The sequence below is a fragment of the Sediminibacterium sp. TEGAF015 genome, from assembly GCF_025997995.1.
Taxonomy (GTDB): domain Bacteria; phylum Bacteroidota; class Bacteroidia; order Chitinophagales; family Chitinophagaceae; genus Sediminibacterium.
In genome coordinates, this window is record NZ_AP026683.1 from 2,740,668 (window position 1) to 2,754,462 (window position 13,795).

The 13,795-nt window shown below is 35.8% G+C and carries 11 protein-coding genes; 7 read left to right on the plus strand and 4 right to left on the minus strand.

The genetic code is table 11. The annotated features are described in order from the left end of the window. Window positions 1–6: 6 nt before the first annotated feature. The 5 genes from TEGAF0_RS12280 to TEGAF0_RS12300 all read left to right on the plus strand — a co-directional run bounded on the left by TEGAF0_RS12280 (window position 7) and on the right by TEGAF0_RS12300 (window position 5,658). Window positions 7–1,371, plus strand: coding sequence for a vanadium-dependent haloperoxidase (locus TEGAF0_RS12280; RefSeq protein ID WP_264898651.1), 1,365 nt, complete (start codon window positions 7–9; stop codon window positions 1,369–1,371). Next, a complete protein-coding gene (locus TEGAF0_RS12285) occupies window positions 1,368–1,802 on the plus strand; it encodes a 6-pyruvoyl trahydropterin synthase family protein (protein ID WP_264898653.1) in 435 nt (144 codons plus the stop codon). Before TEGAF0_RS12280 ends, TEGAF0_RS12285 begins: the two co-directional genes overlap by 4 nt. A gap of 111 nt (window positions 1,803–1,913) precedes the next feature. Next, window positions 1,914–3,266, plus strand: coding sequence for a Gfo/Idh/MocA family protein (locus tag TEGAF0_RS12290; protein WP_264898655.1), 1,353 nt, complete (start codon window positions 1,914–1,916; stop codon window positions 3,264–3,266). Further along, entirely contained in the window at window positions 3,266–4,306 is a 1,041-nt protein-coding gene (locus tag TEGAF0_RS12295) for a phosphotransferase enzyme family protein (RefSeq protein WP_264898657.1), read from the plus strand. The genes TEGAF0_RS12290 and TEGAF0_RS12295 overlap by 1 nt, the downstream gene beginning before the upstream one ends. Then, entirely contained in the window at window positions 4,303–5,658 is a 1,356-nt protein-coding gene (locus TEGAF0_RS12300; RefSeq protein WP_264898659.1) for an alpha-L-fucosidase, read from the plus strand. Before TEGAF0_RS12295 ends, TEGAF0_RS12300 begins: the two co-directional genes overlap by 4 nt. Window positions 5,659–5,696: 38 nt before the next feature. Here TEGAF0_RS12300 and TEGAF0_RS12305 read toward each other — a convergent pair whose 3' ends face one another. From TEGAF0_RS12305 to TEGAF0_RS12320, 4 genes are read right to left on the minus strand one after another with little or no spacing between them, the layout of a single operon-like run. Beyond that, complete coding sequence (locus tag TEGAF0_RS12305; protein ID WP_264898660.1) at window positions 5,697–6,707, minus strand: PAS domain S-box protein; 1,011 nt, start codon at window positions 6,705–6,707, stop codon at window positions 5,697–5,699. Between the two features lie 4 nt (window positions 6,708–6,711). Next, entirely contained in the window at window positions 6,712–7,149 is a 438-nt protein-coding gene (locus TEGAF0_RS12310; RefSeq protein WP_264898661.1) for a response regulator, read from the minus strand. Further along, window positions 7,142–8,656 carry a PAS domain-containing sensor histidine kinase gene (locus TEGAF0_RS12315; RefSeq protein ID WP_264898663.1) on the minus strand — a complete coding sequence of 505 codons (1,515 nt, stop codon included), beginning with the start codon at window positions 8,654–8,656 and terminating at the stop codon, window positions 7,142–7,144. Before TEGAF0_RS12315 ends, TEGAF0_RS12310 begins: the two co-directional genes overlap by 8 nt. Before the next feature lie 27 nt (window positions 8,657–8,683). After that, window positions 8,684–12,547: a PAS domain S-box protein gene (locus TEGAF0_RS12320; protein ID WP_264898665.1), complete on the minus strand. Its 3,864-nt coding sequence runs from the start codon at window positions 12,545–12,547 to the stop codon at window positions 8,684–8,686. Between the two features lie 64 nt (window positions 12,548–12,611). Here TEGAF0_RS12320 and TEGAF0_RS12325 point away from each other — a divergent pair, with 64 nt between their 5' ends. Next, a complete protein-coding gene (locus tag TEGAF0_RS12325; RefSeq protein ID WP_264898667.1) occupies window positions 12,612–13,346 on the plus strand; it encodes an NIPSNAP family protein in 735 nt (244 codons plus the stop codon). 22 nt (window positions 13,347–13,368) lie between these two features. Continuing rightward, entirely contained in the window at window positions 13,369–13,764 is a 396-nt protein-coding gene (locus TEGAF0_RS12330; protein WP_264898669.1) for a hypothetical protein, read from the plus strand. Window positions 13,765–13,795: the final 31 nt, after the last annotated feature.

The following is a 13,795-nucleotide window of genomic DNA, read 5'->3' on the forward strand; positions in this document are numbered from 1 at the left end:
TATTCTATGAGCAGTTTTACATTTATGAATGGTTCTTCATTTTTGAAATGTTATTCATTTCTGAAAAAGTTTCTATTATTTATATTCATTGCTTTGGTTTCTATGCTTGTTTCCTGTAAACAACAAAAGGTAACTACCATAAAAGAAGATGATTTGTTGTATAACTGCGAGCAACAGTTAACCAATGTAATAGTACACGATATCAATAGTCCGCCTGTTGCAGCTAGAATGTATGCTTATAGTAATTTGGCTTTTTATGAAGCAATTAGACCCGCGTATTCGAAGGCCAATTCATTTTTGCCGCATATGAAGGGATTTGACACTCTGGTAACTGATAACAATAAAAGGGCTAAAGTGCATTATCCATATGCAGCTGCACTTGCCTTTATGAATGTGGCAGAAGCCCTCGTTTTTTCAAAAGACAGTATTCGTGTTGTAAAAGATAGTTTACAAATACAATTTGATGGATTAGCGTCAGAAGTGATAGAACAATCAACTGCATGGGCAAACCAGGTTTCTTCTATAATTCTTAAAAGAGCTTCGGAAGATGGATACAAAATAACCAGGGGTATGCCTAAGTTCAGCGTATTTAAAGAGAAAGGAATCTGGCAGCAAACGCCTCCCGATTATGAAGAAGCCATTGAACCTAACTGGAGGTATATCAAGCCCTTACTAATGGACTCTGCTGCGCAGTTTAAACCAGTAAGACCACCCGCATACAATCTGAATAAGAACAGCCAGTACTATAAAGAGTTGAATGAACTGTATCAGATGAGTATCACATTAACAGATGAGCAAAAGACAATTGCAAAATTCTGGGATGATAACCCTTTTGTTTCTGAGCATAAGGGGCATTTTACCTATGCAACAAAAAAGACAACACCGGTAGGTCACTGGATGGGTATAATTGGCATATTGGGAAAGCAATCTAAGTTGCCCCCAATTGAAATTGCCAAAGCGTATGCTATGGCTTCTGCAGCTGTGTTTGATGGATTTGTTTCTACCTGGGAAGAAAAGTTTACCAGTAAAACAGTCAGACCAATAACAGTTATCAGAGAACATATTGCTTCAGAATGGAATGCGTTTTTACAAACGCCGCCGTTTCCAGAATATACCAGTGGTCACAGTGTCATTTCTGCTGCTGCCGCAACCGTATTAAGTAGTATTTTTGGAGAGCAAACACCATTCAGGGATACAGTTGAATTAAAGTATCTGGGAATGGAGCGCTCTTTTCCTTCTATCAATGCCGCAGCCAATGAAGTTAGTATCAGTAGAATGTACGGAGGGATCCATTATCGTTCAGCTGTAGAGAACGGCCAGAAACAGGGGCAGGCTATTGGAAATTATTTTATTCAAAAACTACAGAAATGATTCAGGTTACCAAAATTTTCAGGTTTGAAACTGCGCATGCCATTCATGGATACAACGGGCATTGTAGAAATATACATGGCCACTCTTATGTGTTGCACGTAACAGTTGGATCAGATGCCGATGATGTGGCATACTTGCCAAAGCCTGGATTTGTGATTGACTTTAAAGACCTAAAAAAAATTGTGAATCAGATTATTGTTGACCAACTGGATCATCGGTTAATTTTATCCAATGATTTTCTGGCAGAACATCCTCATGCCGCTGCTTCCGAGAACCTCATTGTCTGGGAAATGGAACCAACTGCAGAAAATATACTCCTGTATATCCGCAATGTCTTACTCGCAGAATTACCCGCAGACATACGATTGCGGAAATTGAAGATTTATGAAACGAGCGACTCTTATGCAGAGTGGGAAAGCAATGCTAGATAAAAAATTATCCAACAATTAAAATTAGTATTTTGAGTGTGCTGTTCTAATGACTAATTTAATTAGCGAATAAGTATCAGCACATTTCATTTAATTCCAAGTAACTCAAACACAATGAATCGCAAAAGCTTCCTTCAAAAATCAGCCATGGCATCGGGTGCAATGGTATTATCGTCCAATATTTTGTCTGCCAAACCCTTGGCAAACAAAGTCAAAATAGTAATCATTGGAACAGGATTACGAGGACAAAACCATTTAGATCTTTTATTACGTAGAGACGATGTGGAATTGACAGCAATTTGCGATATCAATGACAGAATGCTCTCAACCGCAAAAGGTATGATTGAAAAGTCGGGAAAGAAAATGCCGAAAGTGTATACCGGGTCTCCAGTTATCTGGAAAGAAATGGTTGCTAAGGAAAAGCCTGACGGTGTAATAATAGCAACTCCCTGGGAACTGCATAAGGAAATGATTATTGGATCGCTGCAGGCAGGTATAAAATATGTAGGAACGGAAGTGATGCTTGGAACAACCTTGCAAGATCACTGGGATGTGGTAAAAGCTGCAGAACAATACAATGGCCAAGTTATGATGCTAGAAAATGTATGTTATCGCAGAGATGTGATGGCTGCATTGCACATGGTAAGGCAAGGACTATTTGGTGAAATCATTCATTTGCAGGGTGGTTACCAGCATGATCTAAGAGAAGTCAAATTCAATGATGGGGTTAAGCCTTATGGTGGCGGTGTTGAGTTTGGGGAGAAAGGATTTTCAGAAGCAGCATGGAGAACCAACCATTCCGTATACAGAAACGGCGATTTATATCCCACCCATGGAATTGGACCAATTGCACATTATATCAATATCAATCGAGGAAATCGATTTTTATCTCTTTGCTCATTTTCCTCCAAACCAAGAGGTTTGCACAATTATATTGTTAAGAAGGGAGGGGAGTCTCATCCAAATGCGAAAGTCCAGTTTAAATTAGGTGATGTAGTTACAACATCTATTGATTGTAATAATGGTGAAACCATTTTATTGCAGCATGATACCAATTTGCCCAGACCGTACTCATTGGGATTTAGGGTACAGGGCACAGAAGGTATCTGGATGGATTTGAATAAATCTCTTTACATAGAAGGCAAATCCCCGAAAGCGCATCAATGGGAATCTCAGACAGAATGGTTTAATAAATATGATCACCCGCTTTGGGTAAGATGGAGTAAAGAAACTGCTGGTGCAGGGCATGCTGGTATGGACTTTTTTGTAATTCATGCATTTGTTGAGTCAATAAAAAATCAGACACCTACGCCAATGGACGTGTACGATGCCGCTGCCTGGAGCGCCATCACTCCATTAAGTGAGCAATCAATAGAACTCGGAAATCAAACCGTGGAATTCCCTGATTTTACAGGAGGTCAATGGATGTATAGAAAACCTGTATTTGCATTAAATGACCAATATTAATGGAAGCAGTCCTACAGAAATTTGGTATCCCTTCCGATGCGTTGATGATTCCAATCAATTCTGGAATTATCAATAAAACCTGGAAAGTCTGTAGTGCTAAAGGCAATTATATACTGCAGCAAATCAATGACCATGTTTTTGCTAAACCAGAATTGATTCACAGTAATATAACAGCAATAGCAACGTATTTAAAAAAGAACTACAGCAATTATTTGTTTCCCGCACCCATTCAGAATATAGACGGAAATCCATTATTACAATTACCGGAGTTTGGCTATTTCAGGGTGTTCCCTTTTATTGAGGGCACACATACTATTGATGTTGTTGCCAATCCTAAACAAGCGTTTGAAGCAGCGGAACAGTTTGGCAGATTTTCAGCATATCTGGGTGGATTTAATTGCAGTCAACTCAAAGTTACCATTCCAGATTTCCATAATCTTAGCTATCGCTATCAACAATTTCAAGAAGCACTTACTGCAGGAAATCAGGAAAGAATTCACAATGAGAGAAATCTGATAGAGAAACTGATTAGGCTGAATTTTCTGGTAAAACAATATGATGCTATCACAAATAATTCTTCATTTAAGAAGCGTGTAACGCATCATGATACCAAAATTAGCAATGTCCTTTTCAATGAGTACGACAATGCTGTTTGTATTATTGATTTAGATACAGTAATGCCCGGTTATTTCATTAGCGATGTGGGAGATATGATGCGAACTTATCTATGTGACGTATCTGAAAATGAGGAGGACATCAGCAAAGTGCATATAAGACCAGATTATTATTATGCTATTGTTGAAGGATATTATAAGGAAATGCAACATGAACTTACAGCCGAGGAAAAAAAGAATTTTTTCTTTGCAGGACAGTTCATGATTTATATGCAGGCCCTGCGTTTTTTAACAGATTATCTTAATAATGATATTTATTACCAGATTCAGTATCCAGCACACAATTTAGTGAGAGCTATCAATCAGGTTGTATTGCTCGAACGATTAATGGAATATGAGACTGAGTTTAAAAAAATGAAATTATGATACGTGCATTTCTTTTCTCGTTTCTCATTTTTTCTGCATTCTCTTTATTGGCTCAGAGCAAGCAGGCTAATCAAATTGCACCTACCTATCAGCCAACTCTCGCTAATCTTCAAGCCAGAAATCAGTTCCAGAGCAATCGATTTGGATTGTTTGTTCACTGGGGAGTATCCAGTATGTTAGGAGCGGGCGAATGGGTAATGCAAAACCGTAACATCAAAGTGAAGGATTATGTAAGACTGAAAGAAACTTTTTACCCAAGTCAGTTTAATGCCGAGGAATGGGTAACTGCTGCTAAAAATGCCGGTATGAAGTATATTGTTTTTATTACCAGACACCATGATGGCTTTTCTAACTGGGATACCAAACAATCCGATTGGAAGATTACCAATACGCCTTATGGCAAAGATGTTTTAAAAATGCTGGCCGAAGAATGTAAGAAACAAGGTTTGCAGTTGGGACTATATTATTCTACGTTGGACTGGTTTAGGGAGGATTACCCATATTCTACTGGCAGAACCGGACAGGGTACAGGTAGAAAGACCGGAGGCAATTATGATGCCTATTTGCAATTCATGAAAGCACAGTTGACAGAACTGCTTACCAATTATGGTGATATCATGTCAATCTGGTTTGATGGTCATTGGGATCAAACCAATCCAGAAGGATCAACTGACAGGTCTTCTAGAATTAACTGGAAGTATGAAGAAATATATTCTTTGATTCATCGCTTGCAGCCTCAGTGTTTAATTGGTAATAATCATCACCTGGATCCATTGCCTGGTGAAGATTTTCAGATGTTTGAAAAAGATTTGCCCGGACAGAATCACACTGGTCTGAGTTTTCAAAAACCCTCTGATCAATTGCCTTTGGAAACCTGTGAAACCATGAATAATTCATGGGGGTATAATATCACTGATCATGCCTATAAATCTACTAGACAAATCATCCATTATTTAGTAAAAGCAGCGTCGTTGAATACCAATTTATTGCTGAATGTAGGACCAATGCCCAATGGGAAAATACAGCCAGAGAATATTGATACACTTAAACAAGTGGGAGCTTGGATGGAAAAATTTGGATCAACTATTCGGGGTACTTATGGTAACATCCTTCCTGCACAAGAATGGGGGGTTATAACAGCAAAGGACAATAGCCATTTTGTTCATATTTTAGAAAGACATCAAAAGCCTTTTATTTTTATCCCACTTTCTGGAAAGCAATTGACCAAAGCCACTTTGTTTTCAAATGGTACACCCGTAAAGTTTAAGCAAGTCCCTGAAGGGGTGTTTTTGTATTTGGATGGAATCGTATTCGATACAATCGATACGGTCGTTCAGCTAATTTGGCAATAATTTCGCTTTGGCAATTGTGAAATCTTTTAAAGACTATTCTATTTCAATCTGGCTTCATGGGTTTTCTTGGCAATATCATGTATTACCAGATCAATTTCTGAAGCGCAGGCGTTTAAATCATTTAATAGAATGGTTTTTTCTACTTCATCTAAATCAATTCTTTGCAATAGATGAACAATGCCCAATATCTTGGCAACGGGGGCTCTCATTACATGGGATTGAAGCCATGCGATATCCTGTAACTCTTTGTTCTTGGTTTCAATAGCACTGATATATTCTAGTCGGTCTGTAATATCGTTTACCAGTATAACGCGTGCATTTCTGCCTTTGTATTGAATGTAATTACTCTGTACATCAACATCAATTATTTCTCCATTTTTTTTGATATGCCTGAAAACGCCAGATATAAATTCCTTGGGATATTGACGTGCTATTTTCAACTGTTCTTCAAAAGCGGGCATATCTTGTGGGGGACGAATATCTTTCAAAGTCATGCTCAGAAATTCTTCTGAACTATACCCATAATGTTTCTGAGCAGCATCATTCACGTCTAAAAACTCAAGCGTATCAATATCGTAAACCCACATAGGAAGGGGGCTAAGGTGAAAGAGTTCGCTGTATCTTTTTTCAGATTCGAATAACTCGTTATTCTTTTTTAATCGTTCAATACAGTAGATTATACTCTTGTATAAGCTATCTCCTGTTAGTTCATCTTTTAATAAATAATCCGCAATGCCTTTGGATATAGAATTAATGCTAAAATCAATATCTGAATAACCAGTTAGCACAATTACAGGCGTATCTTCACATATCTCTAATATGTTTTCAATTAACTCATCTCCACTTTTGTCTGGCAAAGAAAGGTCTAGCAAAACCACATCCATTTTTTGTGTGGATGTTTCAATTTGCCTTTTGGTTTCTTTGTAATTCTGGGTATGGATTATATTCGGATTGCTTATATGCTCTTCTAAGTAATCTGTTATAAGCAAATAGTCGCCCGGGTTGTCTTCTACTACAAGAATATGATATGTTTTTTTGTCTTTAATCATATTATTATTGGTGAGGCAAACTCACTGTTTGTATCCAAAAGTTTTCTATTGATTCCATTACAGTATTAAAATCATCAACATCATTAGGCTTTGTAATATAACAATTTGCATGATTTTTATATGAGGCCATGATGTCTTTTTCGGCAGATGAAGTAGTTAACATGATAACGGGAATCTGTTTTAACGATTCAGATTCTTTTATGTACTGTAACACTTGATGACCATTTTTCTTTGGCAAATTAATATCCAATAAAATGATATCAGGTGGCTTTACTTCGTTATTTTCAACCAGGCTATTTAAAAATTCAATTGCCAATTTGCCATCTCTAATGACAGTTATTTTGTCTGCTAAAGCGTGTTCCTGAAGTGCTTCTGTTGTTAATAGAATATCCCCTTCGTTGTCTTCAACAAGCAATATATGATTTGGTTTTATTTTAGGCATGGATATTTTTTTTAATGGTAAAGTAAAATTGGCTGCCTTTTTGTGCGGCAGAGTCAACCCAAATATTTCCTTTGTGTAAGTCTACAATCTTCTTGCAAGTTGCAAGCCCAACACCATTACCCTCTTCATTTTCCCTTTTGTTAATTCTGTAAAATAATTGAAAAATACGTTGATGATAATCGGGGTCTATTCCTTCACCATTATCTGCTATACAAAATTTCCAAGCGGCTGGTTCTGTTTCACAAGAGATATGAATTATGGGTTCTTGTGCGCTGCTTGTATATTTTATAGCATTGTTTAGCATATTGGTAAAAAGAATTTTTATTCCTGTTTCATTTCCATAAATATCAGGTAAATTTTCTGTTTTTACTTGAATTGATTTTTCTTCAATTTTTTGATGCATACTATCCAAGATATCATGAATTAATGCATTCGTATGAATAAGGGTTATTTCCTTTTGTGTTTCAGCAATTTTGGAATAGCTAAGTAACTCATCAATCATTTTACTCATTCTTTTGGCACCATCAACTGCATAGAATATATATTGTTTTGCTTTCTCGTCAAGTATTCCTGCATATTTTTGGTTTAGTTTAGTCATAAATTGACTAACCATTCGTAGCGGTTCCTTTAAATCATGCGAAACAATGGTTGTAAACTGAGATAATTCTTGATTCTTACTGATGAGCTCTTTTCTAGTATCTACAATATCTTGAATCAAACGACCTTCTGGAATAATGGAGAAAACTTCATTTTGCTCATTAAATAATGGTTTGAGATTAAATAAAATGGTAGTCGTTGCTCCTTTAGCGCCTAATATTTCTACTTCATATTGAATAAACTCGCCCTTGGCAGCTTTTTCAATACTTTTTTTTAATTGTTCCTGTGTTTTTTTAGATATTGTCCACCAGTAACAATCCCAGAATTTTTTTCCAATTACCTCTTCAGGTTGTAAACCAGCAAATGCCAATGCGGAATCATTCGCTTCTGTCAGAGTACCATCGGGGGTAAGAAATCCAATAAATTGAAAAGTGGATTGGAATATACCTTTGAATTTTCCGGCAATATCTAATAATTCTTTCTGAGAGGTCAATAAGGCTGTTTCTTTCTCTTTTTGATCTTGTATGTCTTGAAAGGTTCCAAAGACCCTTATGCAACAATTATTATTGAATTCAGGGCTTCCTTTAGCCCTGGTCCACACTGTGGTTCCATCTTTTTTTACTATTTGAACTTCAATATCATAAGATTTGCCTAATTGAACAGCTTCTTCATAATGCTGCAGCATGGCTTTTTGACTTTCTCCTTCTTTAAAAAATTGAAATGCTTCATGTAGCGTAGGAGCATAGTCTTCTGATACTCCATGTATTTTTTTGGTAGTAGCAGACCAGAAGATAGTTTTTTGCTTTAAATCTACCTCCCACACACCTATTTTTGCTACAGTATTGCTTTCTTCAAAAAGCATATTTAGTTTATGCAATTTTTCTATCTCTGCTTCTAAATCTCTTTTCATTTTCTGCTATTTAGTCTATAAAAGCCCTTAATCTGTTGGATTGATTTTTTCCGGTATGGTGAAGTAAAATATACTCCCTTTCCCTTTGGCTGATTCTAAATATATTTTGCCGCCTTGTCCTTCAATTATTTTTTTAACAATTGCTAAGCCAATGCCAGTACCACTGTAGTCTTCCTTGTTATGCAGTCGTTGAAATATTTCAAATATTTTATCATGAAATTCTTCTTCAATACCAATACCATTGTCCTGAATACTGAATTTCCAAAATCCATCCTCATTTGTACATTGAATAGAAATGATTGCTTTATTATCCTCTTCTTGGTATTTCAAAGCATTGCTAATTAAATTTTGAAATACTTGCCGCAAAGAAGCTCTATAGGTTTGAATAACAGGCATTGGACCCAGTTCTATAGTTGCATTTTTTTCTTCAATTTGTTTTTTATAAAGATCAGAAATCTCTTCAATGAGTAACTTAACATTTACTTCTTCTTCACTCAACTCTTGTCTGCCAACTCTGGAAAATTCTAAAATATCCAGAATAATCTGTCTCATTCTTTTCGCACCATCTACTGCAAAAAAGATATATTTCTTTCCCTTTTCATCTAGTACATGACCATATTTTTTTTCAATTTGAGTTAAAAAACTACTAATCATTCTGAGTGGTTCCTGCAAATCATGGGAAGCTATGTAGGCAAAATTTTCGAGTTCTTTATTAGATAAAGCAAGGTCTTTTGCCTGATTGGTGAGCTGCTTATTCAATTGAGCCAACTCTATTTCATTCTGTTTTAATTTGCTAATGTCTTGCGTAGAACCAATCATTTTTATTGCAGTGCCATTACTAGTTCTAATTATATAGCCACGATCATAAACTATCGCAAAGGAACCATCCGCTCTTTTGCACCTGTATTGGTCTTCCCAATAATTCTTTGTAGGATCGTCAAAGATGATATTTCTATTTTTTTCAACCCTTTCTAAATCATCAGGGTGAATAAAATCGAGCCATAGTGATTTATTGCTTTTAGAAAAATTTGAATGGTACCCTAAATTTTCGAAAAATGAAGAACCCAGACGAATGGTTTCACCACTTATAATATCCCAGTCCCAAATCAAGTCATTGGTAGCTTTGGCTACCATGCTAAACCTTTCGTTATTTTCCAGCATTTTCTGCTGTGCCAATTTCTTTTCGTTAATATCCTGAAAACTACCGTATACCCGAATGCATTTTCCGTTTAAAAATTCACCTTCTCCAATACTTCTTACCCATTTCCAGTTTCCTTTAAAGGTTTCAATTAGTAGTTCCTCATCCCAAGGTGTACCTTTTTCAATACAATCTTGTACTTTTTGTTGAATCATATTTCTATGAAATCCCTCTTTGAATTTCGATATTCCCAATTCTAAAGTGGGTACAAAGTCAGGTTCTACTTCCCTTATTTCCTTAGTAATATCTGACCAGAATACAGTGCCTTTTATTAAATCAATTTCCCAGCTACCAATTCTGGCTAATTTGTTAGACTTATTAAGAATATCTTCTAAGTTCTTTTTTTCTGTGATGTCCTTACCAATTCCGTATATAAGGTTGTCTGCTTTTGAAGGGTTGAATGTCCAGGCCAACCATTTTACTTTCCCTTTTTTAGTAATCAATCTATTTTCAAAATTGACGATAGATTCCCCGATGCTTAATTTTTCAGCTTGTTTACGGGTAATTTCTTCGTCTTCCGGATGAATAAAATGCGTAAACGGAAGGTCTATGATTTCTTTTTGATCATATTCCAAAATAGACAAAATTGCCGGATTGGCTTTTTTAATATTACCATCCATTCCTGCAATTATGATTAAATCGGCTGAAGAATTAAAAATATTATTAAGCTCAATGGTTATTTTTTTACGAATGATTTCTGCAGCCAATAAATGACTTAGTTGCTGAAATAGACTACTCGAAATTTGTTTTTTTGTATTAGCATTACATATTCCTAGGCAGAGGACTCCAATCACCTGATTGCCGTGTAATAGTGGTATACCATACATTCCAGTTACATTGTATTGAGCAGCCAATGTTTTCCTCGAAAATCCTGGATGATTGGATAATTCTTCCCAATAAGTAATCTCCTTAGTTCTCCATACATGGCCTGGTAATCCCTGACCTTGATTGATATATCTAAAATGGTCATTGTTTTTATAAAACCCAATAACCTGATCGTTATTTCCCGCGAAAGCACTTAAGGATAAAGATTCATTACTGGCACTTAATAACCAAATTTCCCCTAGGCTAAATTCCTCTTTGAAAATTATTTTTTGAATAGATCTCGTGAGTATTTCCTCTAATGTTGAATCTTCTAAAAAGAGTTTGCTAATATCTGATAATAGTATTTTTTCAAGTTCAAGGGTTTTTGCTTCTGTTACATTTCTTTCAACTGCTATCCAATGAGTGAACCAGCCCCTTTCGTTAGCTATCGGGGTGATGGTAATATTGACCCAAAATTCTTCCCCATTTTTTTTGTAGTTGACTAAAGTTGTATCAAACTTTTGCCAGCTCTGTAAGGCCAATCTCATTTTGGCTAATTCCCCTTTATCTGTTTTGGTTCCTTGTAATATTCTGGGGGTCTGACCTATGGCTTCTTCTTTTGAATACCCCGTCATTTTTGTAAATGCTTCATTTACAAAAATTATTTTGGGACCTGGCAAATCATAAGGTTCAGCTTCTGTTATGATTATTGCATCACTTGTGTTGGTGATGACCGACTCCATTAATTTTAATTCGGTAAGTGCTTTTTCTCTCTCCGTTACATCTCTGAAATTAATCACTATCCCTTCAATAAAAGGGTCTTCCAATAAATTGGTTAATGTGAATTCAATGATGATCCAGTGATTATCTTGGTGTTTAAATCGGATATTATCTGCAACAATAACTTCTGCTGGTTTGGCCAAAGAAACTTGATAATATTTTAATAAGGTAGGAATGTCCTTAGGATGAATTTGGTCTAGCAACTTTAATTGCAGAAATGATTCGGTTGTATATCCTGTTAATTTGAATATGGATGGGGAAGCATAGGTGGACAAACCGGTTTTATTCAGAATTAAGATGGCATCTGATGCATTGTTAACTAATGCATGGTAGCGCTTTTCATTTTTTAATTGTAAAGCCTCTTGTTTCTTAATATCAGTAGCATCTCTGGCAATGCAGTACATGATTTTATCGGAGAAGTCCCAGTTGGCAGACCAAATAACTGGTATGATTTTTCCAGATTTGCTAATCAGTTTATTTTCAAAGTAGTTCATGCTTATACCACTCATTATGGTAGAACGAGCTTGTTGAGTTGAATGGTAATCTTCTTTAAAAACAAATTCTGTATAGTGACGTCCAATCATTTCTTCTGGTCTATACCCTAGAATTTCATAACAGGCAGAACTTACTGAAGTATAGATACCAGACTCATCTACTGTACAAATGATGTCAAGTGATGAGTCTAAAATTTTATTTAATTTATTTTTAGTTTCTTCAACTTCAATTTCCTTCAGTTTTGCTGCAGTAATATCTTGCACTACACCAAGTATGGTTGGATTGTTTGCTTCCGCGTTTTTCTTTAACGAAACGTAACAATTGATATAATGACCTTTTTTTTGTGTATCCTCAATTTTACATTCAACTTGTGCTTCCTTTCCTGTTTCAATAAGTGATATGGCTACTTGTCTTAGGGTCTCAAGATCCTCTTTTTCAATCTGAGCTTTAATCTCTTCAATATGTGGAATAGGAGCCTGTGTGGACCATCCAAAAATGAAGTAGATGCCTTCTGAACAAATTATTTCTCCCGATTGGGCATTATATTCAAATGTGCCAAAATGTGCAATAGATTCTGCAACCGACAACAACTCTTTATTTCTGTTTGTAGGCATGGATATGGATGCTGTTAAAGGTTTTTAAAGAAACCCTCTTAAATTTACAACAAAATAAGCACCGATGAAAAAGAGATTTACCCTCCTTTTATGCTTTGTTACCGTAATGGCCTTTGCAAAACCAAAGCATGAATATTACAAGTTAATCGTATATCATTTTTCTTCCACACAACAAGAACAAACGTTAGATCAGTTTTTGACGGAGACCTATTTGCCTCAGTTACATCAAAGTGGTTTTGCCAAAATAGGTGTTTTCAAACCTATTGCTAACGATACTGCAAAAGACAAACAGCTAATTATTTTACTCAATCACAACAACTTGGAGAAGTTAAGCCAGCCTGTCCAGTGGGGTCTTACAGAATTAGGCAGTTATAATCAACCAATATACAACCGCTACGAACAGTTTTTGCTAAGTGCTTTTAGCGATATGCCATTTATGAAAATTCCTGATGCCGCTATTTCCAAAACGGATCGCATTTTTGAATTGAGAAGTTATGAAAGCCCAACAGAAGCTACTTATAGAAATAAAGTACATATGTTCAATGAAGGAGGGGAAGTCAAATTATTTGATCAATTGGGTTTCAATGCAGTGTTTTACGCGGATGTGTTATTTGGATCTAAAATGCCCAATTTGATGTATATGACTAGCTTTAGCAGCATTGAAAGTAGGAACGAGCATTGGAAACAATTTGGAGAATCCGCCACTTGGAAGCGACTTTCTTCCATGGATTTTTATAAGAACAATATGTCTGCCTTACATAGTCAATTGCTGAAAAGCACTACTTATTCAGATTATTAATAATTAGTGTACCTTTATATCCTTGAGAAAAGGCATCGCCATATTATTCTTGACTATTTATGTCTGCACGGTAACTGAAGCGCATGAGTTACTGAAATTGCCTGTAGTATTTCAACATTTTATTGAACATAAGTCAGACAATCAAAGCTTAACTGTTTTTCAGTTTTTGAAAATTCATTACGGACAAAAGACGGTGAAAGATGATGACTATGCTAGAGATATGCAGTTGCCATTTAAAACAACTGGAGAATTTTTCGGTTCTTCAGTAACTGCTTTTGTTCCCTTAAATGCCTTAATTGTATTGTCAAATCCCACTGTGTTTTCTAATACAGAATGGAAAGGTCATCAACCTCCCAAATTATATTCCAATTACCAGGTGAATATTTGGCAGCCTCCCAAAGTATATGTTATTGCATAACATATAGACTTCCTTTTGATTAAGGTATTTT